This is a genomic window from Vibrio amylolyticus, from assembly GCF_023145695.1.
In the GTDB taxonomy this organism is placed as follows: domain Bacteria; phylum Pseudomonadota; class Gammaproteobacteria; order Enterobacterales; family Vibrionaceae; genus Vibrio; species Vibrio amylolyticus.
The window spans coordinates 45,933-71,581 of sequence record NZ_JAJHVV010000008.1 but is presented as its reverse complement, the minus strand read 5'-3'; the positions used below and the strand labels follow the sequence as shown (position 1 = coordinate 71,581).

At 42.7% G+C, this 25,649-nt stretch carries 27 protein-coding genes; 13 read left to right on the top strand and 14 right to left on the bottom strand.

Features of this window, described 5'->3' with window-relative positions:
- Positions 1 to 27 precede the first annotated feature (27 nt).
- From KP803_RS13680 to KP803_RS13665, 4 genes are all read right to left on the bottom strand, one after another.
- A complete protein-coding gene (locus KP803_RS13680; protein ID WP_248009405.1) occupies positions 28 to 516 on the bottom strand; it encodes a copper chaperone PCu(A)C in 489 nt (162 codons plus the stop codon).
- A gap of 14 nt (positions 517 to 530) precedes the next feature.
- Positions 531 to 1,145 (bottom strand): SCO family protein, encoded by a 615-nt coding sequence (locus KP803_RS13675; RefSeq protein WP_248009404.1) that lies wholly within the window; start codon positions 1,143 to 1,145, stop codon positions 531 to 533.
- Entirely contained in the window at positions 1,142 to 1,579 is a 438-nt protein-coding gene (locus tag KP803_RS13670; protein WP_248009403.1) for a hypothetical protein, read from the bottom strand. The genes KP803_RS13675 and KP803_RS13670 overlap by 4 nt, the downstream gene beginning before the upstream one ends.
- 143 nt (positions 1,580 to 1,722) lie before the next feature.
- Positions 1,723 to 2,643 (bottom strand): polyprenyl-phosphate transporter, encoded by a 921-nt coding sequence (locus tag KP803_RS13665; protein WP_248009402.1) that lies wholly within the window; start codon positions 2,641 to 2,643, stop codon positions 1,723 to 1,725.
- A gap of 739 nt (positions 2,644 to 3,382) precedes the next feature.
- On the opposite strand from KP803_RS13665, the gene gltS reads away from it, so the two are divergent.
- Entirely contained in the window at positions 3,383 to 4,609 is a 1,227-nt protein-coding gene (gene gltS / locus KP803_RS13660) for a sodium/glutamate symporter (RefSeq protein ID WP_248009401.1), read from the top strand.
- A 124-nt stretch (positions 4,610 to 4,733) separates the two neighbouring features.
- Here the strand turns inward: gltS and KP803_RS13655 are convergent, their stop codons facing one another.
- Complete coding sequence (locus tag KP803_RS13655) at positions 4,734 to 5,468, bottom strand: PilZ domain-containing protein (RefSeq protein ID WP_248009400.1); 735 nt, start codon at positions 5,466 to 5,468, stop codon at positions 4,734 to 4,736.
- 208 nt (positions 5,469 to 5,676) lie between these two features.
- Between KP803_RS13655 and KP803_RS13650 the strand changes: the two genes are divergently transcribed.
- On the top strand, positions 5,677 to 6,636 hold the full coding sequence (locus KP803_RS13650; RefSeq protein ID WP_248009588.1) for a phosphotransferase: 960 nt from the start codon (positions 5,677 to 5,679) through the stop codon (positions 6,634 to 6,636).
- On the opposite strand, the gene KP803_RS13645 is transcribed toward KP803_RS13650, so the two are convergent.
- From KP803_RS13645 to KP803_RS13635, 3 genes are all read right to left on the bottom strand, one after another.
- The gene (locus tag KP803_RS13645) at positions 6,633 to 7,124 is read right to left on the bottom strand and encodes a GNAT family N-acetyltransferase (protein WP_248009399.1); all 492 of its coding nucleotides are present in this window, start codon (positions 7,122 to 7,124) and stop codon (positions 6,633 to 6,635) included. The two genes, KP803_RS13650 and KP803_RS13645, sit on opposite strands and share 4 nt — an antisense overlap.
- Positions 7,125 to 7,210: 86 nt before the next feature.
- Positions 7,211 to 8,245, bottom strand: coding sequence for an endonuclease/exonuclease/phosphatase family protein (locus KP803_RS13640; RefSeq protein ID WP_248009398.1), 1,035 nt, complete (start codon positions 8,243 to 8,245; stop codon positions 7,211 to 7,213).
- Positions 8,246 to 8,265: 20 nt separating this feature from the next.
- Positions 8,266 to 9,201, bottom strand: coding sequence for a helix-turn-helix domain-containing protein (locus tag KP803_RS13635; RefSeq protein ID WP_248009397.1), 936 nt, complete (start codon positions 9,199 to 9,201; stop codon positions 8,266 to 8,268).
- 137 nt (positions 9,202 to 9,338) lie between these two features.
- Here KP803_RS13635 and KP803_RS13630 point away from each other — a divergent pair, with 137 nt between their 5' ends.
- The 10 genes from KP803_RS13630 (at position 9,339) to KP803_RS13585 (ending at position 17,096) form a co-directional block, all read left to right on the top strand.
- On the top strand, positions 9,339 to 9,731 hold the full coding sequence (locus KP803_RS13630) for a rhodanese-like domain-containing protein (protein WP_248009396.1): 393 nt from the start codon (positions 9,339 to 9,341) through the stop codon (positions 9,729 to 9,731).
- Between the two features lie 44 nt (positions 9,732 to 9,775).
- Positions 9,776 to 10,375, top strand: coding sequence for a glutathione S-transferase N-terminal domain-containing protein (locus tag KP803_RS13625; RefSeq protein WP_248009395.1), 600 nt, complete (start codon positions 9,776 to 9,778; stop codon positions 10,373 to 10,375).
- A 130-nt stretch (positions 10,376 to 10,505) separates the two neighbouring features.
- A complete protein-coding gene (locus KP803_RS13620) occupies positions 10,506 to 10,694 on the top strand; it encodes a hypothetical protein (RefSeq protein ID WP_248009394.1) in 189 nt (62 codons plus the stop codon).
- 40 nt (positions 10,695 to 10,734) lie between these two features.
- On the top strand, positions 10,735 to 11,943 hold the full coding sequence (locus KP803_RS13615; protein ID WP_248009393.1) for an MFS transporter: 1,209 nt from the start codon (positions 10,735 to 10,737) through the stop codon (positions 11,941 to 11,943).
- Positions 11,944 to 12,103: 160 nt separating this feature from the next.
- Positions 12,104 to 12,772, top strand: coding sequence for an NAD(P)H-dependent oxidoreductase (locus tag KP803_RS13610; protein WP_248009392.1), 669 nt, complete (start codon positions 12,104 to 12,106; stop codon positions 12,770 to 12,772).
- Complete coding sequence (locus KP803_RS13605; RefSeq protein WP_248009391.1) at positions 12,765 to 14,681, top strand: monovalent cation:proton antiporter-2 (CPA2) family protein; 1,917 nt, start codon at positions 12,765 to 12,767, stop codon at positions 14,679 to 14,681. Before KP803_RS13610 ends, KP803_RS13605 begins: the two co-directional genes overlap by 8 nt.
- Before the next feature lie 134 nt (positions 14,682 to 14,815).
- Positions 14,816 to 15,310: a YcxB family protein gene (locus KP803_RS13600; RefSeq protein WP_248009390.1), complete on the top strand. Its 495-nt coding sequence runs from the start codon at positions 14,816 to 14,818 to the stop codon at positions 15,308 to 15,310.
- A gap of 329 nt (positions 15,311 to 15,639) precedes the next feature.
- Positions 15,640 to 16,326, top strand: a complete 687-nt coding sequence (locus KP803_RS13595) for a sulfite exporter TauE/SafE family protein (RefSeq protein WP_248009587.1) — start codon at positions 15,640 to 15,642, stop codon at positions 16,324 to 16,326.
- A 36-nt stretch (positions 16,327 to 16,362) separates the two neighbouring features.
- Complete coding sequence (locus KP803_RS13590; RefSeq protein ID WP_248009389.1) at positions 16,363 to 16,662, top strand: antibiotic biosynthesis monooxygenase family protein; 300 nt, start codon at positions 16,363 to 16,365, stop codon at positions 16,660 to 16,662.
- 2 nt (positions 16,663 to 16,664) lie between these two features.
- A complete protein-coding gene (locus KP803_RS13585; RefSeq protein WP_248009388.1) occupies positions 16,665 to 17,096 on the top strand; it encodes a YccF domain-containing protein in 432 nt (143 codons plus the stop codon).
- A gap of 216 nt (positions 17,097 to 17,312) precedes the next feature.
- Here KP803_RS13585 and KP803_RS13580 read toward each other — a convergent pair whose 3' ends face one another.
- From KP803_RS13580 to KP803_RS13570, 3 genes are all read right to left on the bottom strand, one after another.
- A complete protein-coding gene (locus KP803_RS13580) occupies positions 17,313 to 18,182 on the bottom strand; it encodes a glycerol kinase (protein ID WP_248009387.1) in 870 nt (289 codons plus the stop codon).
- 89 nt (positions 18,183 to 18,271) lie between these two features.
- A complete protein-coding gene (locus KP803_RS13575; RefSeq protein ID WP_248009386.1) occupies positions 18,272 to 19,402 on the bottom strand; it encodes an HlyD family secretion protein in 1,131 nt (376 codons plus the stop codon).
- Positions 19,402 to 19,794, bottom strand: coding sequence for a DUF3302 domain-containing protein (locus tag KP803_RS13570; RefSeq protein ID WP_248009385.1), 393 nt, complete (start codon positions 19,792 to 19,794; stop codon positions 19,402 to 19,404). The genes KP803_RS13575 and KP803_RS13570 overlap by 1 nt, the downstream gene beginning before the upstream one ends.
- Before the next feature lie 185 nt (positions 19,795 to 19,979).
- On the opposite strand from KP803_RS13570, the gene KP803_RS13565 reads away from it, so the two are divergent.
- Entirely contained in the window at positions 19,980 to 20,864 is an 885-nt protein-coding gene (locus KP803_RS13565) for a DMT family transporter (RefSeq protein ID WP_248009384.1), read from the top strand.
- Positions 20,865 to 20,897: 33 nt separating this feature from the next.
- Here KP803_RS13565 and KP803_RS13560 read toward each other — a convergent pair whose 3' ends face one another.
- From KP803_RS13560 to KP803_RS13550, 3 genes are all read right to left on the bottom strand, one after another.
- Entirely contained in the window at positions 20,898 to 22,478 is a 1,581-nt protein-coding gene (locus KP803_RS13560; protein WP_248009383.1) for a GGDEF domain-containing protein, read from the bottom strand.
- On the bottom strand, positions 22,462 to 23,946 hold the full coding sequence (locus KP803_RS13555) for a hypothetical protein (protein WP_248009382.1): 1,485 nt from the start codon (positions 23,944 to 23,946) through the stop codon (positions 22,462 to 22,464). Before KP803_RS13555 ends, KP803_RS13560 begins: the two co-directional genes overlap by 17 nt.
- A 176-nt stretch (positions 23,947 to 24,122) precedes the next feature.
- A complete protein-coding gene (locus tag KP803_RS13550; protein ID WP_248009381.1) occupies positions 24,123 to 25,592 on the bottom strand; it encodes a lactate dehydrogenase in 1,470 nt (489 codons plus the stop codon).
- Between the last annotated feature and the right edge of the window lie 57 nt (positions 25,593 to 25,649).

Genomic DNA, 25,649 nt, shown 5'->3' with positions numbered 1-25,649 from the left:
TACTTATTATGCGATTATTAGGGCACCTTAGTGGTGCTTCATGCCTGCCATTACTTTTTTGATTGGAGCAGTGAATGAGTATTTTTCACCGTTTTTAAACGATAACTCAAGGTCGATGGTTTCGCCTTCAATCAGCGGCTTCTCTAAATCGAATAGCATAATGTGAAGACTACCCGGCTTAAGTTCAACCATGCCATCAGCAGGAATCGTTATTTCTTGAACTTGGCGCATCTTCATCATATCGCCTTCTTTAATGACATCATGCAGCTCAACGTTTTTGGCTACAGAAGAGGACGCACTGACGAGCACACGATCGGTTTTATTATGATTCATTAAGTGTACAAATACCGCGCTGTTCACTGCACCTGGTGCTGTCGCTCGAGCATAAGGGTGATGAGCCATCACTGCCATATCTATCGTTGCCACGTGGTTGGTCGTCGTGGAGTCAGAATCTGTTGAGGCATAACTAAGTGGGCTGGCCATCAGGCTACAAAGAAGTAGAGACTTGAGTTTCATGCGGCTAATTTCCTTTACTGTTCATTATTATTTTTTAATTGATTGATTGCTTCAATCAGTGGTGTAGGCGTTAACGTATGCGGTACTTTCGTTATCAAGGTTCCGTCAGGCTTAGTAAAATAGAAATAGGAACTATGATCAACGGTATAGTCGAGTTGAGAGCTTTCTAATTCCGTTTTTCTAAAGATCACCCCATAACGATGTGCAAGATCAGTCGTTATGGATAGTGGCGCTGACAGCCCTTCAATTAAAGGATGAAAGTACTGAGCATATTGATAAGCCGTTTCCGCTTGATCTCTTTCAGGGTCCAAAGAGATAAACATTGGACGAATATTCGATTTTGAAGGCTCATCTAGCTCATTAAGCGCACCAGCAAGCATTGCTAACGACGTTGGACACACATCTGGGCAGCGCGTGAACCCAAAATAGATGATTCTAATTCTGTCATCTTCAGTATCGAAAACATCGACCGCTTGCCCTTCTTTACTAAAGAAAATATACGCTTCTTTTGATGCAGTACTACTAGAAGATTGAGGATCTTCAAGCTTACCTTGTTGAGTTATGTAGCTATTGATCGCCAGCCCAAGAACAAAGGCGACAACAAGAAGTAGTGACCAATTTTTATTCATCGTTCAATCCTTATTGCTGGAAATACGGTATGGTGACCATCGGTTAGCGTGCCAACCCATGTCATTTTTTCTTCTGTACAAATAGGAAGCATGATTTCGGCTTGGTAAAGATTGCCCTCTGTGGCGGTAAGTAGATACTTAACACTGCCCATATCCATTTCTAGTCCCTTCATATCTAGAGCTAATGTTTCAGAATTAGAATCTTTCCATTCCACTGTGAGCGTCGACGGAACTAAAGGTTGAACAGTGTCTTTATCGAGTGTCATTAGAACCTGACTTTGCTCGCAAGGTTGTGTCGATACCAAGCAGTAGTCTTCTATAGAGAGCGGTGATGGTTCTTGTAGAGTTGAAGAAGCCAGTTGGCGAAGATCATTGGCAAAAAAACCGATAGTAAGAGCCGCAATAACAGACAAAACTTTAAGCGCTGGATGCATGAGAATATCCATATCAATATGTGATGAGAGATGAATGTTATCACGCTTACAAATATGAATTTTAAGACAATTATAAAAATGTGCTAACAATCATGCGGAGTATAAAATACTCTGCATGATTGTTGAAATTAGAACCGGCAAGGTTAGATATCGTTCTTTTCCGCGTATTTTTCGAGCCCTAATACAAGTGCGATAGCGCAACACATCATTATAACGGCAAGAAAGAGCTGTGAAGGCTCTGAAGTAATGCTTTCAAATTGGAATGGCGATAGGTTTTGCTCGACTAAAGGTACTTGCTCTCCGCTGGAGTTAGTGCGCCATGATATGGCTTGTTTCCATGGCCAGATTTTAGGTAGGGTGCCAATCATTAATCCCGTCAAAAAGATCAAGGTTAAATCACGAAACGACTTAAGCAACCGAGACAGTATATGAGAGAAGCAAAGTAGACCGATTACACAACCACTTAGAAATAGTAGCAATACATCAATTTGAAATGACTTTACAGCACCTAATACAGGCGTATACATACCAATTAGCAGCAGGATAAAGCTTCCTGAAATACCCGGTAAAATCATCGCGCAGATAGCAATAGCGCCCGCTAACAGTATATTGAAACTGGTTACTTCAAGTTGAAGTGGGTTTAATACCGTTATGCTATACGCAAAGGCAAAGCCAAGCGCCATAAATGCGAGTCTTGAAAACGAACGTTTTTCAATTTGCTTGAGAATATGAAAAATAGAGACGAGTATTAAACCAAAAAAGAATGACCACAATGGAATAGGGTGAGTTTCCAGTAACCATGAAATGAGTTTAGCCAATGTAGCAATACTGGTGAGCACACCACTAAACAAAGCGATTAAAAATAGACCGTTGATGTAAGAGAATGCTGCTTTAAAGCCCTCTTTTCTCCAAATGCCGATTGCTGTCGGGTTAATACGGCGAATGCTCTCAAGAAGTGTGTCATAGATACCGGTAATAAAAGCTATAGTACCGCCGGAAACGCCAGGAACGACATCCGCCGCGCCCATAGCCATGCCTTTTAGGAAAGTAGTGAAATAGTTCATTGTCAAATCGAGAAAAAGTAGTTTGGTGCAGTATACAAATTCTTGTGGCAGAAAAGTATGAAAAATAAGTAATCACAAGCAACAACAAATCGAATTGGCATTACGTATGTATTAATTTGGGAGGAGCCAGGTTGCTAACGATTAAAATCGTCACCTTTGAAAACTAGTCTGAAGCTCTAATGATATTAAGTAATACGTAATCTGTTAATAGGCAATTGATGGCGTAGCTTTTTGCTACAACTCGCATAATGCAATTGCAATATGCGAAAGTCCTGAGCCAGGTTAGGCATTTATGCGATCCACCACTGCAAATACCCTTACAAAAAAGTTGGCACATATACTGCATTATAAGAACTGACCCTTCTTAAGCCGAGGGTCACCTAGCCAACTGACGTTGTTAGTGAACTTTTTGTTCACAAGATATATCGGCCAATCGCACCTTTGCGGTTGGCCATTTTTTTGTCTACCTATGCCGAACCACTCTCTGATATAGCGACAAAACTCGACATTTACTCCTTAAATGATCCATACTGCGTCTCTTTTTCCTTGTATCTTGCAAGCACTTGCACCATTTAAACAGACGAAAACCTTCCACTAGCGACGTTTTCGAAAATGTTTCAAATTTTCACCTAAAATGAAAAAGCACCGATAATGAGTAACGGACTATCGAATGCTAAATCTAAATACAGAACCGTTCATACTCATTACGGAAGATGAGTGACACAACAAAAGAGGTTATATGAATCAATTAATTTCAGTTGGGCCACTAGAATCTTTTTTAATCGCTATTAGCGTTTTATTTCTAGGCCACTTCGTCAATAACAAACTTCCGATTCTTAAGCGGTTTAATATCCCAGAGCCGATAGTGGGTGGTTTGATTATTGCCATTGCTATTACGGTTATGCATTTTAACGGACTTGATCTTACTTTCTCGTTACCGTTGCAAAATACCTTCATGTTGATGTTTTTTAGTACGGTTGGGCTTGCGGCTAACTATACGCAACTAATGAAAGGTGGGGCTAAAGTCTTTCTATTTCTCGCTATCGCATCGGTTTATATCATTATCCAAAACGGTGTGGGTGTCACTTTAGCGACCGCACTTGGTTTAGAACCGCTCATGGGGCTAATTGCTGGTTCCATTACGCTATCTGGGGGACACGGTACTGGCGCGGCTTGGTCACAAACTTTTTCAGATGTTTATGGCATGGAAAACACCTTAGAAATCGCCATGGCTTCGGCAACGTTTGGTTTGATTATCGGTGGTATCATTGGCAGCCCTGTCGCACAAAAGTTGATTGCTAAGCATGGTTTTGAATCCGAATATGGGACTGGAATTCATACTCATGACAAGTTTCCTGAGCTAGTCACTTATAACGAATATGAAGAAGATAAGGTAACGGCGAAAAAGGTCATTGAGGTTCTGTTTATTCTTCTGATCTGTGTCACTGGCGCTAAGTACTTAGAGCAGTGGGTGAGTTCATTTAATATCCAGTGGTTAATGATCCCTGACTTTGTGTATGCCTTATTTATCGGTGTTTTTATTACTAATGTAATGGAAGTCACTAAAGTCCATAAGGTCGATACAGAAACCGTCGATATTCTTGGTACCGTGTCACTATCGTTATTCTTAGCTATGGCCTTGATGAGTTTAAAGCTGTGGAATATTTTTGATTTGGCGATACCGTTTTTAACTATTCTAGCGGTGCAATCAGTGATTCTTGGGCTCTTTGCTTATTTTGTTACGTTTAAGGTGATGGGGGCCAACTATGATGCGGCGGTTATCTCAGGTGGACACTGTGGTTTCGGTCTTGGTGCTACTCCGACGGCGGTAATGAATATGGGCTCATTGGTCAATAAATATGGCCCTTCTCCGCAAGCCTTTATGGTTGTTCCTATTGTGGGTGCATTCTTTATTGATATTGTTAATTTGATTATCTTGCAAAGCTACATCAGCTTTATCGGCTAACTCATTGACTGACACTTTCCCTGAATGACCATCGACCAATCACTCTCCTGTGATTGGTCTTTATTTTTTATCAGAAGTAAAATTTATGGCCCTTCTATTTATAGCCTTTCTCTTTAAAGATCTGCTATTTAAAAGTCAGTTTTGTTCCGTTGTATTTTAGCTGGCCTAGTAGGGCTTTAGCGTTATCTTGTCCTGATTCATTAAACTGCAAACCATAACGAGCGTAGTGTAATGATCGTTGTAAATTACAAATGGTTCCAGTGAGAGGGGCAAAGTCTTGTTTGTTTCGTGCCGTATCTCGAATTTCTATTGATACACGATCGCCAACTTGAAATGCTCGACTTAAAGGTGGGGTCACAAAGCGACAGCCACTTTTTGAAAGATCACGGATTTCGCAGTCTCCTCTGTTTGAGTTTGTTATGACCTTTCCTAATATGTTGACATCATAACGAGACTCTTTTCGAAGCTGTTTAATCTGCATTGTACTAGGGATAGAAAGGGCAATCATGGCAATAGGTTCATGGATAAAGTGAATCAATTGACAGCGGAAGTTGATGACAGCCCCTTCTCCTCTGGGGGAAATTGCCTTAACGAGCAGCCAGAAACCTTCCTGGAAAAAGAAAGAGAGGTCTTCATTCGATACTTTAGGGAGCTCGATTAAGATTAAGTTATTCTCGTGAGTACCGATAAAGGGCGTGCTGCATTGAAACGTTCGACCTATCGGTGTGGTAATCGCGATGGTGAGTTCACTGCCGTGCTCGATAATCGCTAACGCATCGGTACTATTGATAGTGGAAACAGGGTTCGAATTACGGGCACGTTTTTTTTGTTCACTAGCCTCTGCCGTTGGAGAATCCATTTTCCAATTCCTTACGTTGTATTTTATAGTTTGAATCAGAAATGTGTACGTCACTACTGATATTACAATTCTGCATCATATTGCAGTTATTTATTGGACTAATCTATCATTATCAGCGAATTTAGGCTAAGAATTGTGTTTGAAGTCTCGTTTCACTTGATTACGATTCATGGAATTAGGATAGGAAATTGATAAATTGAAAACTGACATCCACTTAAACATCTTGGGAGTACTGGGTTGGAAAGAGGTTCAATCAAAGACGTTGATCCAAGAGCTTTGGGGAGGATATGGCGAGTTACTTCGTTTGGGCTTTCAGCAGCAAAGTGTGATTTTGAAGCACATTGAATTGCCTCAACCAAAGTCACACCCTAGAGGGTGGAACACCAATTTGTCTCACCAGCGTAAACTGAACTCCTATCGCGTAGAAATGCATTGGTATCGCGAGTATGCGTCTTTATGTGATCAACATTGTTATGTCCCTAAGCCAATTCATGCGGAGCATTATGAGCAAAGCTATTTGTTAATGATGGAAGACCTCGCCACACAAGGATTCCCTGCGGTAAGTAACGATGCAACGCCACAACAGCTTTCTGCATGCTTAAAGTGGCTTGCGTATTTTCATGCAAAACACATTGGTCACACTGGTGAGGGACTATGGCCGTCAGGGACGTATTGGCATTTACAGACTAGACCCGATGAACTGAAGCAGCTAGCAGATGAGCCACTTAAAGAAGCCGCTGCACACATTGATCGTGTATTGACTAATGTTCCTTACCAAACACTGGTTCATGGCGATGCAAAGCTTGCCAATTTTTGTTTTAGTGACTGTGGAACACAAGCTGCTGCGGTTGATTTTCAGTATGTTGGGAAGGGTTGTGCGATGAAAGATGTCGCCCTTTTTATGAGTAGTGCGATAACGCCAGAAGAGTGTGAGAAAGTTGAGAAGCCTTTGTTAGATGAGTATTTTTCCTATTTAGAAAAGGCGCTATTTCTTTATCATCCTACCATGTCATATCAGGATGTTGAGTGTCATTGGCGACCAATGTTTGTGGTTGCTTGGGCTGACTTTCAACGTTTCGTTAAGGGGTGGAGCCCAGATCACTGGAAGATCAACCCCTATACGGAAGCCGTTAAAGAGAGAGCACTGTTACAGCTCTCTAAAGGCTAGGTTTTTACTCGCGCCATATAGAGTGTGTCAATAAATTCGCCATGGCGATAGCTGCCTGCTTTAGCGGTCCCTTCAACGTCAAAGCCAAACTTTTTATAACATGCGATAGCACTGATGTTGTCGCTGTTTACTTCGATTTGAATGCGTTTCACTTGCAGCCAGTTATCCGCTAAGTCGATAACGGTTGCGATAAGCTGACTTCCAATACCATTTCCGTGGTATGCGTCGTGTACGCCAAGGCCGAAGCTCGCACAATGCTGAGTTCTCGGGCGTTGTGAGTGTTCAAAACCTATATTACCCACAACCTTTCCGTCTACTTCCGCGATAAATGAATACACACCATCGGGCATGTTGTTTAGCCGTTTTTCCCACATAGAAATAGATGGGTTGGGAAGTTGTAGGGTTTCCGCCAGCGCTTTTGGTTGTGAGTAGAGTTCGCAGAGAGCCGCTGCATCTTTGATATGAGTAGGTCTGATTGTAATGTCCATAATAGCTGAGGCTCCTTTGTTTAACCGTCCTTCTCTAGTTAAACCACAAAAAGAGAACAATGAGAACCTAATATGGCCATTAAAGGCTAAATAATTGAAATATCGACAATTACAATGCCATGATCACTGCTGACATGGTCGACACCGTAGCGAGGGTTAGTGAGGTGAGAATCTTTCACTTCGTAGCGATTTACCATTGTGTGAGTGTGACTGGAATATGAAGAGAACTCGTTAGAAAGTAATATGTAGTCGAGTTCCTTTGCTTGTGCGCCGACGTAATAAGTTGCGTTGCTCTTTCTATCTTCTTCATTCATAGAAAGATCTCTACTGTTATGAAGATGGAACTCTGAAAGCGCTTCAAGTGTCTCGTTTTGTCGAAACAGTTGTTTTGATGTCAGGCAGTGAAATTCATTACTTTGTAGTGATTGATTGAAGTCACCCATGATGACGCAAGGTCTCTTTGAATGGTTCTTGGTGTTAATGACATGATGATGCAATGCATGAGCTTCCATGCCTCGTTGTATTGTCGATAACCACTTTCCTTGACTCTCTAATAGCCAACGCTCAGTTGTGGAAAGAGAAGCTTCATCGGCCGTCTGTGATGCTGATTGGTTCTTCTCTTTCGATAACAAATTTAGGGACTCAAATTCTACAGGACGTTGAGACTTAAAGTGCACGACATACACATCCAGAGCCCCAAGCTTTGGAATATTGATGACCGCGTGAATGGGTTGACGACTAAATTGAAAATCCGCTTGTTGCTGAGCGATAGGGGACTCTAAATTAATAACGGGTGTTTCTAGAATAGGATAACGGGAAGCAAGCGCTAAGACGGGGTTTGAATAGATATAGTCTTGCTCTATATCGGGCGTATCAATCGTGACGAAGTACGGATAGCCGAGTGCTTCTAAAGAAGAACGTAACACATCAATACTAAACACCTCTTGAAACCCAATGATATCGGCATCGATCTCCACTAGGCTTCTTTCTAACCATTGAGTCTTTATTTGCCACTCCTCTTTGGTATAGATATTTGCAAAGTCGTAGAAGGCATTTGGCGGCGCAACGTAGTTAAATAAGTTGATAGTGCAGATTTTCAAATGCTGGTGATTAATGTCCACGCTGAAACCCTAAATTGGTTTTAATGAGAAAACTGTTGTCGATAGACTTTTGGCGCGACACCAACATACTGGCGAAAATGATGACGCATAGTGACGGCGTTATCAAACCCTGCGGCTTGTGAGAGCTGTTCTATCGGCAGGCTACTGCTTTCGAGTAAACCTTTTGCGCGCTCGACTCTTTGACCGATTAGCCACTCTTTTGGTGAGAGGTTGAAGCTTGCTCTGAATTTTCGGTCAAAGGTGCGGCGTGACATATTCGCTCGTGCTGCTAAATCGTCGATGATGATAGGTTTGTTGATATTATCAGTGGCCCACTCAATGGCCTCTGAAAACTGATTGGGTACTTCTAATATTGGCGATTCAACAAATTGCGACTGTCCCCCTGTTCGATGCCCTGATATGACAAGTCGCTTTGCTACTTGATTGGCAACTTGATACCCAAAATCCGATCGAATGACGGCTAAACCAAGATCAAGCCCCGCTGCGCTGCCGGCGGAGCACCCGATATTCCCATCCAAAACATAAAGTACATTCGAGGCGTATGAGATATGAGGAAAACGCTGACGGAAAAGGGATTCGAATTTCCAATGAGTGGTTGCCTTTGTATTCTTTAAAACGCCAAGCTCAGCTAATAGGAAAGCCCCGGAGCAGAAAGAAAGTAAACGCTTACCATCAGCGTGAAACTTTCTAATCTCTTTATCAATATTGTTCGGAATAGACTGCAGGCTCGTTGGCCAACTAGGAATAATAAGGAGGTCATACTCTTCCAATGAAGTGACACATTTAGTCTGGAGGCCAACATTTGCGGTACTTATTATATTACCGTCATCAAGGTTAACGACTTCCGCTTGATACCATGAGGTAAATTCAGGCCGAGGTAGAGCAAACAATTCGACCGCACAGGCCAGCTCAAACAGCGAGACGTTAGCATGGGAGAGAATGGCAACCTTTATCATCAAATATCCCTTAACTTATATAACAGCACTATGGCTTATTATTAACGAATAATGTCTTTTACGCCAGTGTTTAAATAGTAAGCACTCGTCAATAATGGATCTCATTGACAACGCAGATAAATAGACAAGGAAACGTTATGACAAGTGCAGTCTCTAGAATACCAGCCGCAGACAGTGAGAGCGCGTTACAGCATTTTGAACAATTACTTCGATTTGAAACCGACTGTTGGGACGTTCATCATGCCTTGAGTAATGAACGACAGGATTTTGTGTTAGTCGATGTGAGAGGTAATGAGCTTTTTGACGCAGGGCACATCGAAGGGGCTATCAATATTCCTCACCCACGATTGAACGAGAAACGACTCAAAGAGTATTCAATGGAGACACTGTTTATCGTCTACTGTGCTGGCCCTCATTGTAATGGCACAGAAAAAGCAGCCATCCGTTTAGCGAAATTAGGCCGACCAGTAAAAAAGATGATTGGCGGTGTCACTGGGTGGATTGACGAAGGGTTTGAGCTAGCCATTTGAACTTGCTAAAAGGAACTAAGGATAAAATGAATATGGAGAATAAGATGGAACTCATTGTAGGAAGAGACTCTACCTGGTCGTTAAGAGCGTGGCTTTGTGCAAAAATCGCTAAGGTGGAGGTCAACGAACTTATTATTGACCTGACTAAACCTGATTATAAACAAACGCTACTTAGTTATAGCCCTTCAGGGTTGGTTCCTGCTTTAAACGTGGGCGAGTCTGTTATTCACGACTCTCTTGCGATTATTGAATTCTTTAATGAACAGAGTTCCGGCGCCCTTTTCCCAACGGACGAATTACAACGAGCCGAAGCCAGAAGCCTATGTTCAGAGCTTCACTCTGGATTTTTTCAACTTAGGCAGCAGTGTCCTTTTTCACTGGATCCCGTCGAACCGTTAGCTGAACTAGCTAGCGATCTTAACGTTGAAATTAAACGAGTTGAGTCCATTTTCGAACAGGCTCAGCAACCGTTTATGTATCAACACGCAGGTGCTGTTGATGCTTTCTACTCTATTCTTGCTTTCAGACTTCAAAGCTATGGAATCACGTTTAATGGTAAAGCGGGTGAGTATCAGCAAAGCCTTCTTAACTGGCCTTTGTTGAATCAAGCGATTGAAGTAGCGATGGAATGGCGCAAGTCGTAGCGGTTTCTTAACTCGATACACTAACTACTATGCGAAAAACGCATAGTAGTTGTGACCAAATGTCATTTGAGTCATTAAGTCTTTATCACTACACTTCGCGCTCTTTTCAACAGGTGAAAGACAAAAGCCTATGCGTTTTAAAACTCTGTGGTCGTCACAATCGATAGTCGCCCAACTGACTCGAATGATGCTGTTGCTCGGACTGTCTCTCGTTGTTGTACATAACTCGCCAACACTAATAACGCTATTGGCAGAGCAGGCGGTTAATAGCGGATGTCACCAACACATGGGTGAGATGGATCATTCTCAACACCATTAATTATTATTTTAAATAAGAACACCTTAACTAAGAATATTGTATGAGTATCTTTCGTTTTCCACTTTTAGTTTGGCTAGGAATTGGCATTTTAATCGTTTGTCTAGGGATCAGACAGTCGTTCGGCATTTTTATGATGCCGATTTCAGAGTACTTTGGTACGGGTCGTGAGTTCTTTAGCTTCGCTATCGCCCTTCAAAACTTGCTATTTGGTGTTTTCCAACCTTTCGTTGGTATGGCCGCGGATAAATGGGGCGCAAAACGAATCATAATACTGGGTGCGATCTCTTATGCTGCAGGACTTTATCTGACATCGATAGCGGTAGAGCCAAGCATGCTGTACTTATCACTCGGTGTTCTAGTTGGCCTTGGATTAAGCGCAACGAGCTATGTGATTGTGTTAGGCGCTGTTGCGAAAGTAGTACCTGCGCAGCACACTGCTAAAGCATTTGGTTTAACCACTGCGGCAGGATCATTTGGTATGTTTGCAATGATCCCTGGTGCACAAACCTTGATGACTCACTTTGATTGGCAAGGTGCATTACAAGCATTTGCACTGCTGTGTACGGCGATGATTGCCTTTGCAATGTTTATGAAATCGTCCAAGTCATCTGAACAATCAAAGCAAGCTCTCGACGATTCACAAACACTAAAACAAGCATTAAGTGAAGCGTTTGCTCACAAAGGCTATTGGCTTATTCACGCTGGATTTTTTGTCTGTGGCTTCCATGTGATGTTTATTGCTACTCACCTACCAAGCTACTTAGCGGACAAAAGTTTACCCGCTTCCAGTGCTGCGATGGCGTTGGCGTATGTTGGCATATTTAATATATTCGGTTCCTATTTTTGGGGTGTCATGGGTGATCGTTTTAATAAGCGCCATGTTATGTCAGCTCTCTATTTTGTACGTACCCTGGTTATCGGTGCATTTGTCACGCTGCCTGTTACAGAGCAGACCGCGGCAATTTTCGGTGCAGCCATTGGCTTTTGCTGGCTAGGTACGGTGCCATTAACGTCTGGCCTTGTTCGTCAGATATTTGGAGCCCGTTACCTTTCAACGCTTTACGGTCTTGTATTCTTTACTCACCAAGTGGGAAGTTTTCTCGGGGCGTGGGTTGGTGGCCGAATTTATGACCATTATGGATCATACGATCCGATTTGGTGGTCAACCGTCATACTTGCGTTTGCTGCCGCCTTAATACATTTACCAATAAACGATAAGCCTGTCGCTCGACTTGCGATGCAGAATTAGAGTTAATTGATAGCGTAAATACTAAAGCCCATCACTTTTTATGATGGGCTTTTTGTTCTTAACGATGCCCACTCAACGAATAAAAATCTAGTGAAGATGCTTTTTAATATTAATGGGTTATGATTAGTTTATTCATGCAGTTAATACCTTTAGAGGCAACATGGAAAAGAAAAAAGTCTTAGTCTTGTATGCGCACCCGTCACAGCATCGTTCAGAAGTGAATCAACTACTGTTTGAAGCGGCGGTTTCAATTCCCAATGTGACTGCAATTGACCTTTATGGGCTCTATCCAACGTTTAATATCAATATTGATAATGAACAACAGCGACTTCTAGATCACGATGTTGTTATTTTCCAATTCCCCCTTTACTGGTATTCAACGCCTGCATTATTAAAAGAGTGGCAAGACTTAGTGCTTGAATATGGTTTTGCTTATGGCCAAGACGGTGACTCATTAAAAGACAAAGTATTTTTCTGCGCCATAACCGCGGGTGGTAAAGAAGATGCGTATCAAAGTGAAGGCTATAACCACTTTACGATTCGCCAACTTCTCCAACCTTTGGAACAAACGGCTTATTTAACAGGTATGCGTTACCTAGCGCCATTTGCACTGTTTGGCTCTCGTACCGCACTGGAAGAGAATCGAATTCAAGAACATGTTGAACGTTGGTCTTCGCTTCTTACTGGTTTGGTCGAAAATAAGGTCGACTTAGACAAGGCCGCCAGTGCTGAAAAGTTAACTCATATTCTAGATGAATTGATTTCGGATGAATTAAATTCGAGTGAGCTGAATTCAGGAATTAAGATTAGGGAGACGCACAATGACTAGTCTATTTTTACAAGCGTTTATCTATCTTATTGCCGCTGTTATTGCTGTACCTATTGCTAAGCGTTTAGGTCTTGGCTCAGTACTTGGCTACCTTATTGCTGGTGTTATTATTGGCCCTGTCATTGGGCTTGTAGGGGAAGAAACAACCACTATTCAGCACTTTGCCGAGTTTGGTGTCGTCATGATGCTGTTTCTTGTTGGTCTAGAATTAGAGCCGAAAATGCTCTGGGCGATGCGTAATCGACTCATGGGGCTTGGTGGTTTACAAGTTGTTGGCACCACTGCGGCGGTTATGGCGATTGCGTTGCTGTTTGGTTTGGTTTGGAGTTTAGCTCTTACGGTGGGTTTGATCTTTGCGTTGTCATCGACCGCCATTGTTCTACAAACCTTTAATGAGAAAGGGTTGAATAAAACAGAGGGTGGAAAAAATGCCTTTTCTGTTCTTCTATTCCAAGATATCGCCGTAATACCTATGCTCGCTTTCATTCCATTGCTTGCGCTTCCTGAGCTTGTTGAAAGTGCTCAAAATGCGGCTGCTGATGCATCTCAGCACCATGAGGAACTAAGCCTTGTCGTCGGGCTTCCTGGTTGGGCTTACGGGTTAGTGATTATGGCATCAATCGCCTCAGTTGTGGTTGGTGGGCACTATTTAAGTCGACCTCTATTTCGCTTCGTCGCAAGCTCAGGCTTAAGAGAGATCTTTACGGCAACGGCGTTAATGCTTGTTGTGGGTATCGCGGCATTAATGAGTCTAGTGGGGCTCTCTCCAGCCTTGGGCACGTTTTTAGCGGGTGTGGTATTGGCGAACAGTGAGTTTAGGCATGAGCTTGAATCCAATATTGATCCATTTAAAGGTCTTTTATTGGGGTTGTTTTTTATTACCGTCGGCGCGGGCATTCAGTTCTCAACACTCTTTGAACAGTTCTTTTTGATCATGAGCTTAACTGTTGGCGTCATGCTGCTAAAAGGCGTCATTTTGTTCGTACTCGGCCTTATATTTAAAGTAAAGGGCAGTGATCTTTGGTTATTTGCATTAAGCCTCGCGCAGGCTGGGGAGTTCGGTTTTGTATTGCTTGGTTTCTCGGTTCAAAACCACGTACTACCGACTGAGTTAGCGCAGACGCTCTCTTTGGTTGTTGCGCTATCGATGTTTTTCACGCCTGCGCTATTCATTCTTTTTGATAAGGTGATTTTGCCAAAATACCAAGACAAATCGAATGAGAGAGAGGCCGATACGATAGAAGAGTCAGGGACAGTGATCATTGTTGGGATTGGCCGTTTTGGTCAAATTGTAAACCGATTGCTCGTTTCTAATAACATAAAAACAGTGGTGCTAGACCATCAGGCAAATCAAGTGGATGTGGTTAGGCGCATAGGAACGAAAGCGTATTATGGTGATGCGACACGGCCTGATTTACTCCACACGGCAGGTATTGAAGAGGCCAAAGTCATTGTGATTGGGTTGGATAATCCTGAAAGTAGTGTTGAGTTAGTGAAATACGTTAAACACACTTATCCGCACATATCGATTATCGCACGTGCCTTTGACCGAGGACACGGGTATCGATTACGCCAAGCGGGTGCCGATTACATTGAGTTAGAAACGTATCATTCAGCCCTAGAGTCGGGCGGGCAGGTAATGAAAGTGATGGGGCTACATCCTTTCTACGTTGAGCAACAGAAAGTCACTTATAAACGGGTCGAACAGAAAAAATCTGACCTTCTCTACGATGCTTGGAAAGATGATTCAGAAGGAGAACGTTTCGACAATAACTATCGAGACCTATTTATGCACCTTGAGCAGTACATGGCAAAAGAGATGCAGGTGGATAGAAGCGATAAACATACCAAAGCGGAACGTGGATGGACACCGCCGCCAAAAGGGTATGCAGATTCATTTGAAGAGTAAAGTTTGTCGGTGCTTTTTGATACAAAAAGAAGGCTAAAAGAGTTAAAGAAAAGCACCGAGTAGCGGTACAATACGCCCGTTGCAATATCGCAGCGTATGATACTCATTCACAGGAAACGTTACAGTAGCCACCTATGTCTAAAGACTTTGATTTCACAACAGAATATACCATCGACAAACGCTTTTATGCGGAATGTTATGATCAAACAAGCCTACCTACGGAATTTCCCAAAGCCTATTTAAAAGGAATGCTATTTCTTCTTTTCGGTGTAGTTCTCGTATTATTTGAGTTATTACCCAGTGGTCACGTTGGCTGGTTCTTCATCGTATTGAGTATTATCGAAGCGTTCAGTATAAAATTTAAGAGAACCTGGTGGCTGTGGCGACAAACGCTCAGTTTGAGTACGGGCAGCAAAGTGGTGTTTCAGGTTGACTCTAATGGTGTGAGCTATAAAAACCTTAAAAATACCCGTAGCATCGCCTGGAGTGAAATTGACCAAGTTCAACAAAGCGATTTAGGGTTTATCTTTCATATGGGTAAACAGCGACAATACGTGAGTAAATCTTGCTTAAATGAAGAGGCAATCGCGTTCATTGTTGAACAACACGCTGTATCTAAAACGAACTAACGTTAATAAGTGCATCATAGACTGAATAGCTAAAGTTTGTCTCTCGTCTTTTTAATTACTGAGTCAGCCAGCTCTGCGCTGACTTAATTATGTTCAACTTTGAGTTTAGTACCTCAGTAATAATTGGTTCGGGCTCTATTGCCTTCTGAAGCATTAAATTTGGTGGTTGTCCAACTACCAGAAAGGCGACGAACCCTTCGTTTTTTTGTTGTTAATTTCTTTCCTTTATTCATTCATTTTTCAAATAGATAGCTTATGATGGGGTCATACGAACAGTTCTAAGGATCAAAGTCTTGTCTGAATGGCTCACCACCCCCGCATTGATTGCAATGTTTCTGATCTTTCTAGGATCATTTGTCCAAACTGCCATTGGTTTTGGACTTGCCATTGTTGCCGCGCCACTGCTATTTATGATCTCGCCAGATTATGTTCCTGCCCCTATTTGTTTGGTCGGGTTGTACATATCCATTCTTAATGCCATGAAGCACAGAACGAGTGTTTCGATTGGTGGCTTGAAAACCGCGTTGATTGGTCGAGTTCCTGGCTCGGTAGCAGGGGGCTTTTTATTAGTTTTAGTTTCTACTGATACGTTAGCACTTTGGCTAGGTATCCTCGTCTTATTTGCTGTGGTAGTGAGCTCTTTACCGTATCGCCTAGAGCCAACACCAATGCGAATGGGTGTCGCAGGGTTCTTTTCAGGTTTATTTGGTACCAGTGCTGGCATTGGTGGTCCACCGATGGCATTACTACTTCAGCATCAAGAGGCAGCTCAATTACGTGGAAACTTATCTGCGTTTTTTGTATTCAGTTCGGTCATCTCATTGATTATTCAGATCCCCGCAGGGTTTTTAAACAGCCACCATCTGTGGATTACCGTTCCCCTTATTCCTGCCGCTTGGCTTGGGTATAGACTCGCATTAGCCACGACACAATCGTTACCGAAAGAGAAAATACGAATAGGTGCGTTGCTGTTGTGTTCGGTTAGTGGGGTTACCGCCGTGTGGCAAGCATTCTAAAGATTGAGTTCATGTTGAGTTAAGGAAGCGAGAATTATGATTACGGAAGTCGCAATATTAGATGTTAAACCAGATTTAGTCGGTGAATTTGAGCCTGCTTTTAAGAAAGCACAGAGCATTATTTCAAGTATGGATGGGTATATTGAACATCAGCTACAACGGTGTATTGAAAACTCAAGCCGCTATATTTTAATCGTGCAGTGGCAAACATTGGAAGCGCACACAGAAGGGTTTAGAGGCTCGAAGCAGTATCAAGAATGGAAAGTGTTATTGCATCATTTTTATGACCCTTTCCCAACGGTAGAACACTATGAACAAGTTTATTTAAAGGAGTAAACATGCGTACATTAGGTAATATTATTTGGTTTTTATTTGGCGGCGTGTTTATGGGGCTGATGTGGTGGATGTTTGGCTTGCTAGCGTTTATTAGTATCATCGGGATTCCGTGGGGACGAGCCTGTTTTGTGATGGGTAATTTTTCGTTCTTTCCATTTGGCCAAGAAGCGATCGCCAGAGATGAGCTTGGAAATGAAGTTGATATCGGTACCGGACCATTTGGTTTAATCGGAAATGTTATCTGGTTCTTACTAGCAGGTGTTTGGCTTGCTATCGGCCATATTATGTCGGCAGTGGCCTGCTTTATTACGATTATTGGTATTCCATTTGCCCTTCAGCATTTGAAGTTGGCGTTGATTTCTCTTGCGCCAATTGGAAAAACGATTGTACCAAAAGAAGAAGCGGCTGCGGCTAAGTATTCTTCTTATCGCTAGAGTATAGAGCGATTATAGTGACGGTGTTTGAGTTAATTAGTCGCGCCTATTGAGATTGAATGTACTTAGTTTTGGTGAGCACTCTATGAAGGAACCTCTAGTTATCCGCGATAGGTATCGTCACTGTTTAGCTCATCAATTGTGGTTTTGACTAATTAAGTTGGTCTACATCTACATTAAGTGCTTTTAATTGGATTGCGACTTGCTACGTTTTCCTTAATAGCCTTTAACCCCAAACTCTCTCAACCTTTTCGGCAATATGTCATCTAGTTGTTCACTTTCTTTTGGAAATATTTCGATTAAGTTGAGGTTATTTTGTTGATAGTGTTTTTTAATTGAAGCGATAAGCTCACTATTAGGGTTTTCAATGTCTCCTCCCCAGTATTGCAGGTAAACGTTACCTGTAGGTAGGTAAAAGCCGCTGAGAACGGTTGCTTCTATCGGTAACAGTCGTTGGTACGCGTGGGGAATACCATTCATATAGAGCCAATTATCGATACGTAGCTCACCCACGGAACAAACATAATGCCCGTCTAAGGTTCGATGTTTTGCTTCAAACTTTTGTCGGAAATTAAAAATAGATTTATCGGTAGAATGCTCGGCAGCATCTTGACCAAGAAATTCAATAACAGATTGTTTGAGGTGTTTGTTTTTAATGATGGAATCGTGCCATAACGTAAAGAACTGCTCAGACGATGGATTCTCTTTTTGGACACCTCCAACTGCAGCCCCTGTATGGGTTAACTTCCAGCCTTGAGCATTTTTCGTGATCCAACCAAGCTCGCTAAGTAGCTGGTTGATCTTCTTTGCATTGAGGTTGAACTTACCACCAATATCTGTCGCTGAGAGCAGCTCTCCGCTATAGCGGTCTATGTCAATGAGTAGCTTTTCAGGCCAAACAATATAGATGCCAAATTTAGGGTGTTCAAAATATTCACCACCAAACTTGCTGCCTAGCTGGGTGAGAACCCACTTCTCTTCATAGCGATTAATATAGCCTGCTTTTTTTAAGTCAGAAAAGAGGGATTTAGCGTCCATTTCTCGAACTTTGGCAAGCGCTGAAGTAGACAGTTTTGACGTGTTCAAAGGTAACCCTCTCTCGTAGCCTTTTGTCTAAAGCAAGCGAGCATCATATTGATGCTCGCAAGTCGTTGATGTTAAAAAATCGAAACAGGTTAATGATCTAAGTATAGATAATTCTGCCAACTCTTCATACGAATCAAAACTTTACGCATAATCGATACGTGAGTAAAACTTTCAGAGTAAACCGCCACTTCTACTGCTGTACCCATTGGTAAATGATAATCAGATAAGTCATCGGTAATACGCAATGATACCAGTACGCGGCCATTGGTGCGCAGAGCTTCTGTACCGAGTAGAGCGCCTCTCGCTTGGAATTGGCCTTCACCAATAGCAGGAAGCACTTCTATTACCTCACCCTTAAACACACGCCCAGGGAGTGCCCTGAAAAGAAACTCAGCTTCATGACCCGGTTGTAAGCGTTGAAGTGAGTTCTGACGAAATGCAGCGGTATAGATCTTTTCTTCAGAGTGCACAAACGTCATGACTGGTGCTAATGGTAAAGGAACCGCCATCACACCGGGCCTTAGTGCGAGTTGAGTGGCGTAACCATCGGTAGGCGCGGTCACAACTGTTTGTTCAAGGTTGAATTCAGCTTTTCGAAGGTCGGCGAGTAAACTTGCAACGGCAGTATTTTCTCCACCGATCTCTGAATTAAGAGAGATCTTTGCTTGTTCTACCTGAGCTTCTGCAACTTCTAACGCGGCTTGACTTGCTTTAAACGCTTGGCGTCTTGTATCAAGTTGCTGCTCTGTAAATGCGCCTTTATCAAAACCTCTCTGATAACGATCATATTCACGCTGCGCTTTATCTCGTTCAGCGATAGCTTTAAATCGCTCTGATTGAGCTTCTGAAACACCAGATTCTAAGCCTAAAGCGTCTTGGCTTGCTTCTTTCACTTTAGCGCGAATTTTTGCAACTTCAGCTTCGAATGGAATTGGATCAATCTTAAATAACACGTCCCCTTGTTTTAGCGGTTGATTCGGTATGACGGGTACTTCTATTACTCGGCCTCGAACCCCTGAAACGACTGGTGTTGTTGAATAAACTTGATTACCAATCTGAGTAAACGGATGGTTATAGTTCATTAATAATATGAGCGTACCAATTAATACCACCCCACCAAGCACGGCTGTAGGTACCGTCCATTTGTTTAATGGGATGTTAAAGATCTTAAAAATCGCAATACAGAAGGCGGCGTAAGTTAGAATTAATAGTAAATCCATTATTTTTCCTCCTTGTTTTGCGTAGGTTGTGCTGATGCATCAACATCGATATCGAGCGATTGCATTTTTAGATCTGCAACTTCATTTTGTAGCTTTTCTACCTGATCAATAAGCTTGTCGACACGATGATGAAGATCGTGCTGTTCAGCTTCAAGCTTGCTAAAGCCCCAGCCTCGCTCTTTTCTCCATAATGTTGCCCATATCCATAGAAATGGCCAGATAGCATGGAGCGTAAATAGGCTAACCCAACCTGCGTAATGAATCGCGTCTTGATGTGGGTGTTCGCGTTCTTTCGCGATTTCGTAAGGGATGTCGTGAATGACAATGATGCCGTAAAAGATAACTAGGGCGACAAAAACAAGAACGCCAAGGGCGAAATAATCGAGAAACATAAGTACTTCCTTGTGTCAAAAATGCTAACGTATGCAAATAGTTACTGCATTATGTAAAAGATATGTAATTACCATTTAAATGTATAGAGAAAATTCAGTAATTTGGGCGTTGTTAGTGACCTTTTCAATTGTTTCCATGATTATGAGCAAATAGTGCTCATGCATTGGGAAAAGTGGAGATTAAGATGTTTTATGGAGAGCTTGCTGCGTTATCAGCGGCGCTAGTTTGGGCAGTAGCAACTTGGATATATAGCCAATTTAGTCATCAGTTTTCGGCAATGCAGCTCAATATTGTTAAAGGGACAATAGCATCGGCAATGATGCTTCTAGTTCTCCCATTGATGCCGATGCCTGAATTTACCTTAACGCCTTTGTATCTTTGGATCTTAGCGATTTCAGGTATTGTTGGTATTGCGATTGGGGATTCTGCGTATTTTGCCGCTCTGAAACGAATTGGGCCGAACAAAACGCTGCTTTTAGAATCGCTTGCTCCGCCTTTATCTGGTGTTCTCGCCTTGGTTTTTTTAGGGACAGTCATATCGATACAAGCTTGGTTAGGTGTGGTCATTACAACAATTGCGGTGGCCTCTGTGGTGTTTCAGCCGACTAAAGATTCAGGCTCTGTGTCTCGAGCTGGGGTTGGCTACGGATTGGTGGCGAGTGTATGTCAGGCGAGTGGGGTCGTGATTTCTCATTATGCTCTGGTTGCAGGAAACCTTCCGCCTTTGCTTGGTGCATTAATTCGACTATCGGTTGGTGTTTTAGCCGTCGTACTCATTATTGGCTGGGTTGAACAAAAGCCTTTTCAATCTATCAAGTCAAACCTAAAGTCCATGACCAATCGATCATTTTGGTGGTTATTTTGTGCGATTTTCGTCGGTACATTTTTGGCTTTATGGTTACAGCAGATTGCTTTGAAACACGCGAATCCAGCCATCGCGCAAACACTCATTGCGACGAGTCCACTATTTATGCTCGTCATTTATGCGATTAAGAGGGAAGCCATCAGCAAACAGAGCTTATTTGGGACTCTGTTTGCGTTGCTCGGAATATCGTTGTTCTTTTTATAGAATGTAAGATGAGGGTCTACGATAGACCCTTTATTATTCACAACAGACTTGGTTTCGACCGTTGGCTTTGGCACGATAAAGTGCTTTATCAGCGCGATAGAATGTACGTTGTGTGTTTTCGCCTTCGCGATGGAGTGTGATACCCACGCTTACCGTAAGACCACGTTCACCGAGTATATCCTGCCAACCAAATTGGAAAATCCGCTCTCGATAGTTTTCCGCGTGCATTTCTGCTTGCTCGAGTGAGGCCTTTTCTAGGATCACTAAGAACTCTTCACCGCCAAAACGTACGCACGAGGCGCCTCTAAAACGGAAGTAGGCTGAGAGTTCATGAGAGACGTTAACGATGGCTTTATCACCGACCAAATGGCTAAGTTCATCGTTAATGGACTTGAAATGGTCGATATCAATAACCATTAAGGCGAACGGTGTTTCATGGAGAAGCATATCTTTGAGCTTCACATCTAACCAACGTCGGTTATGAAGAGCCGTTAGAGGGTCGGTAAAGACGTCTTGTTGGAGCTTTTTAACGGTGTTTTTCTGATTTTCTGTGGTCTCTTTCAGCTCTTTATTCTCAATTTCAGAAAGAATAAGTTTGAGTTGCAACTCATATCGAGAAAGTCGGCGTAATTGACTCGCACCAAGTTCAGTAATCGGGATGTTCTTCATTAAGTCCGACTCTATCCGATAGCCTTTTTTCTGATAATGCAGTGCCTGTTTATAGTCCCCCTGAATCTCACAAATATCACTTAACGAATCAAACAGGCGCTTAGAGAGAATAGGTGCGGAATCGAGCTTGATCCGCTTACTAACATGGTGAAGAACTAACTTTGCAAGTTGAGGTTTATTCACGTCGCCCAGACAGTATGCAAGTTCAAGGCGGACCATACTAGAAAGCCAAGATGAATTGATGTTACCTGAACTGTATTGAACATTGGAAATGGAAAGCAGCGCGTCGTGGCTGTTGCCTTGCTGGCGGTTAAGCTTTGCTTGATATAAGTGAATCTGACCCGCAAGGATTTTATTGCTCACTAATATACTGAGCTCTTCGCATTCTCTAATTAGATCGTTAGCGGCAGCGATTCGCCCCAACTCGATATAGCACGAGAGCATATAAAGCTTATATCTTAACCGCAATGAGCGACTGGAAATAGCGTGGTCGATACCATCAATCTTTTGGTAATAGCGAAGCGCACGATTATGGTCGCCATAAGCATCACATAAGTTACCCATCCCTAATATTGAAAGGGCATACGCATCAATAAAACCATGTTCCACAGCGATTGCTGAGGAGGAGCTGTATTCAGATAGTGCGGACGAGTAATCACCGATATCAACGAGATGCTCACTGAGACTATTTTTTACCGATAGTATAGTTTCTGCATCGCCGGGTAATTGAAGTTGCCCTAGAGCCAATTTGAGTTCATCGATACACGCTTGGAACTGTTTGAGTTCAGAACGATATTCAGCACTGATTATGTATGTTTGCGCACGCTCTTGGCTGGTCGAAGCGATATGCTGCCGAACATGGTTCCAAAAAATAATCGCTTCTTCCCCAGATACTGAGGAAGCATCTAGGCCGGAATCCGATATTTTATTAATTAATAATTCCATTGGACTCCTCCGAATCTAGGCTCTCTTCCAGCTGCTCGAGCGTGAATGGAAAAGTAAGGATGTCTTGTAGGATCACTTTTGGAAGGGTGCTATTGAGCCCTTTACGGCTCCAAGGGTATATTTCGATCATTTTGGCTAAAATCTGAAAAACTTGCTTTGCGACATCGTCTTTGTCACTGAGCAGGAGGGCTATTCTATCGCCACTCAATCTAGAAAGAAGGTCTTGATGATTACACAAGGAGTGAGCAATCTGTGTGCATACGTCTAAGTAGGCATTTTCTTTATGCTGAATAATGATAATGGCGTGATTAGAGCGTTTTAACTCGGTTTTAAAGAGAACAAGTTGTTCCCACCAATAGGTTTCGGACACCATATTGGTTAAGTGTTTTTCTGGATCAAATTCATGTTGGCCGCGAATGCGATTAATCAGCTTTCTTGCTCGTTGCTCTAGTTGTCGTTTCGATGTACGTGCCTTATCTAGGCCAACACGCGCCGTTTGTTCTCTGAGCATTTCGAGTGAGTATTTGCGGTATTTTTTAAACGCGACAAATGCATTTTCAAAATCATCTTGCTGCTCGGCGACTAAAGATTGTTGGAAACAAATTTGTGAAAGAAGCTCGCCGTTATCAAATTTAACCGCAGAATATTCAGCTTCAATAAGAAGCTCTGATGCTTTATTTGGGTTTTTTCTAAGAAGCTCTAATCGGGCTCGACTAATGTAGGAGTGCGCTTTCATCCAAACAAGGTCATTTTTGACCGCTAAGTCATGGGCTTTTTTTGTGGCAAGTTCGGCGTCGTCGATACGCTCAAGCCCGAGTAACGCCAAACCTCTAAAGTCCCAAACCTCAGCACTCCATGTTTTATCGTAGTGGTTTTTTAATACTTCTTCCGCGCCATCAAGTACGGTCAACATTTCAATAAAGTTGTTTAGCAGATAGAGATCCCAAGCCAGAAGAATACGCGCTTTACCTTCTAACCAGTCGATGCGCATGTTATTTGCGACTTTTACCGCCAGTTCGTGGGTTGAACAGGCCAGTTTATACTCATTAGTAATACGCCAAACGTTACCAAGCCCAATGAGACATTCGATTTGAATTTCAACCTCTTCAACCAAAGCCGCTTGCTCAAGCGCGTTAATCCAATATTGTTGTGCGGAATAGTATTTAGCTTGCCCCCAAAATTGCATGGCGTGTACATGAAGAATCTCTGGGAGGTAATCGTCGGTATCAAGAGCGTTTTGGCAGTTAAAGGCTTCTTTAATGTATTTAAGCCCTTTGCGATAATCCATTAGACACCATGAGCATCGGGACATGATGATCAGGCTTTGTATGATGCCTTCTTGAAACTGAGTCTGTGTCGCTCGAATGTGGCACTGCTCAGCAGACACCAATACCTTTTCTGGCTCGGATTCGACTCGAGCTTTTAGCTGTTCTATTTCAACTTCCAGAAGGTGCTGAGTTTTGTCCAAATCTAGTTTATCCCTAAATGAGTTTGAGGCTCGTTCCTTTATAAAAGATTATAATAATTCTTAGTTATTTAGCACTAACTAACTTACACAAGTATATACTACTTCACTATTATATAACGAAAACTACGGGGTAGTTCACGCGCCTCTCTAGAAAACGGACAAAGGGCGACGAATACCTAGGATAATAAGTCTCTTAGCGTCAATGGTGATTCGGCTATACCAAGGTTCTGAGCGGCGGTTCTCCCCTGTTTATCTTGGTAGCATAAATTGTGCCACGCTCTAAAAATATCGAGCATGGGCAGAATGCCACCAGGGCGTAACTTACGTCTTGGCTCATTGATAAAGGTAGAGAACAGGATTTGGAATCGCTGTTGATAAAATGAAGTGTATTGAATAGAAGCGGTTTGTAACCAATGGGTTGGGTCTGTTTTCTCACCCGCGAGGTAACAGATACCTTTGGCGAGTTCTTCCTGATTTGCGATTGCCCAACGGTCTCGCCACCACCCCATATGTACGATGTCGACTTTATTAAATGTCGCGCCATTTTCCCACCCATGATCTTCTTCGACATACATCAAGTCAACATTTTGACTCGAAATTCTTGGTACGCAAACACTCAGTGCTGCCGACCGTAAAAGAGGATCTTGGGGCATAAATAGGCTGATTCGTTTACTGTCATCACAAAGTTCTAGGATGTGTAAATAATGGGCATAGGACGTGTAGGGGGCTCGAATTAGTGCTCCTTTCGATGGGTACTTAAAGCTTGTTAAATTCCCCATAGGATCTTCGACATTTCCTCTCGCTAGAATCGTCTGGTATTTTTTGTCTATCCGTGTCCTAAGAGGTTGTGCTTGAGCGTCTGTGCTGCTATTTGCTTCTGAAGAGTGTAACTTGGAAACGAACCGAGCAGGAAGTGAGTAAGGGTCATGATCCGCGGAACCGTCTGCTTCTTCATGTGCGGAGTAATTAACATGCTGACACAAGATATAGCCGGTATTCGCTTCACCTGTCGCTATCCAAAAGACACCATTATTGCTGTTTGGTTGCAGGGTCATGTAATCCGAGGCGAGTTGGTAACTCTCTCCATGCTTCATCCATCGAGCATCGATCATCGCAAGCTTTCGACGGCAGCGACTCGCAATATGATCAACATGATCGTAAAACGTTTTTGGGTTAATTGAGAGTTTTCGGCAGATTTCTCTTACTGAATAACTCATAAACAGCAACCCTAAAAGGTTCTCTTGAAAAGTGAGATTTTTATTTCCACCAGACCATTTATCGACGAAGGTGGATTGGCAGGCTTTACAGCGATAACGCTGGCGATCGCCACTGTAACCGAAGGCATGATAAAGGTGTTTATGCGTATGTACGGAGAGATCAAAATTTTCGCACTCGTCATTACGACAAGCGGGAAGCCCCTCACTGTGGAGGTGCTGGAGACGTTGAAGCTCATTAAGAACTTCTTGGTTATTAAGTAAGGGGGGGAAAGCGCCACACTCACGGCACACCATCGCTGGTCGTTTAGGATTCGTATGTTGCAGTACATAACGTTCTGCGTTGCTCAATCCAAAGTTGTCACACGCCAATGTTTTACAAAAGTTGAGTTGTAACCCTGCAGCTTCCTTTGGTAGCTTGCCGTCTGACACAATCACCCCCTCGAGAAATAAACGGCTATCGAGATAACCCAATAGCCGATGATGTGA

What these genes read in the sequence shown, in the direction of transcription:
- KP803_RS13680 (WP_248009405.1), bottom strand. Translation starts at nt 516, where the DNA reads ATGAAACTCAAGTCTCTACTTCTTTGTAGCCTGATGGCCAGCCCACTT.
- KP803_RS13675 (WP_248009404.1), bottom strand. Translation starts at nt 1,145, where the DNA reads ATGAATAAAAATTGGTCACTACTTCTTGTTGTCGCCTTTGTTCTTGGG.
- KP803_RS13670 (WP_248009403.1), bottom strand. Translation starts at nt 1,579, where the DNA reads ATGCATCCAGCGCTTAAAGTTTTGTCTGTTATTGCGGCTCTTACTATC.
- KP803_RS13665 (WP_248009402.1), bottom strand. Translation starts at nt 2,643, where the DNA reads ATGAACTATTTCACTACTTTCCTAAAAGGCATGGCTATGGGCGCGGCG.
- gltS (WP_248009401.1), top strand. Translation starts at nt 3,383, where the DNA reads ATGAATCAATTAATTTCAGTTGGGCCACTAGAATCTTTTTTAATCGCT.
- KP803_RS13655 (WP_248009400.1), bottom strand. Translation starts at nt 5,468, where the DNA reads ATGGATTCTCCAACGGCAGAGGCTAGTGAACAAAAAAAACGTGCCCGT.
- KP803_RS13645 (WP_248009399.1), bottom strand. Translation starts at nt 7,124, where the DNA reads ATGGACATTACAATCAGACCTACTCATATCAAAGATGCAGCGGCTCTC.
- KP803_RS13635 (WP_248009397.1), bottom strand. Translation starts at nt 9,201, where the DNA reads ATGATAAAGGTTGCCATTCTCTCCCATGCTAACGTCTCGCTGTTTGAG.
- KP803_RS13630 (WP_248009396.1), top strand. Translation starts at nt 9,339, where the DNA reads ATGACAAGTGCAGTCTCTAGAATACCAGCCGCAGACAGTGAGAGCGCG.
- KP803_RS13625 (WP_248009395.1), top strand. Translation starts at nt 9,776, where the DNA reads ATGGAACTCATTGTAGGAAGAGACTCTACCTGGTCGTTAAGAGCGTGG.
- KP803_RS13620 (WP_248009394.1), top strand. Translation starts at nt 10,506, where the DNA reads ATGCGTTTTAAAACTCTGTGGTCGTCACAATCGATAGTCGCCCAACTG.
- KP803_RS13615 (WP_248009393.1), top strand. Translation starts at nt 10,735, where the DNA reads ATGAGTATCTTTCGTTTTCCACTTTTAGTTTGGCTAGGAATTGGCATT.
- KP803_RS13610 (WP_248009392.1), top strand. Translation starts at nt 12,104, where the DNA reads ATGGAAAAGAAAAAAGTCTTAGTCTTGTATGCGCACCCGTCACAGCAT.
- KP803_RS13605 (WP_248009391.1), top strand. Translation starts at nt 12,765, where the DNA reads ATGACTAGTCTATTTTTACAAGCGTTTATCTATCTTATTGCCGCTGTT.
- KP803_RS13600 (WP_248009390.1), top strand. Translation starts at nt 14,816, where the DNA reads ATGTCTAAAGACTTTGATTTCACAACAGAATATACCATCGACAAACGC.
- KP803_RS13595 (WP_248009587.1), top strand. Translation starts at nt 15,640, where the DNA reads ATGTTTCTGATCTTTCTAGGATCATTTGTCCAAACTGCCATTGGTTTT.
- KP803_RS13590 (WP_248009389.1), top strand. Translation starts at nt 16,363, where the DNA reads ATGATTACGGAAGTCGCAATATTAGATGTTAAACCAGATTTAGTCGGT.
- KP803_RS13585 (WP_248009388.1), top strand. Translation starts at nt 16,665, where the DNA reads ATGCGTACATTAGGTAATATTATTTGGTTTTTATTTGGCGGCGTGTTT.
- KP803_RS13575 (WP_248009386.1), bottom strand. Translation starts at nt 19,402, where the DNA reads ATGGATTTACTATTAATTCTAACTTACGCCGCCTTCTGTATTGCGATT.
- KP803_RS13570 (WP_248009385.1), bottom strand. Translation starts at nt 19,794, where the DNA reads ATGTTTCTCGATTATTTCGCCCTTGGCGTTCTTGTTTTTGTCGCCCTA.
- KP803_RS13565 (WP_248009384.1), top strand. Translation starts at nt 19,980, where the DNA reads ATGTTTTATGGAGAGCTTGCTGCGTTATCAGCGGCGCTAGTTTGGGCA.
- KP803_RS13560 (WP_248009383.1), bottom strand. Translation starts at nt 22,478, where the DNA reads ATGGAATTATTAATTAATAAAATATCGGATTCCGGCCTAGATGCTTCC.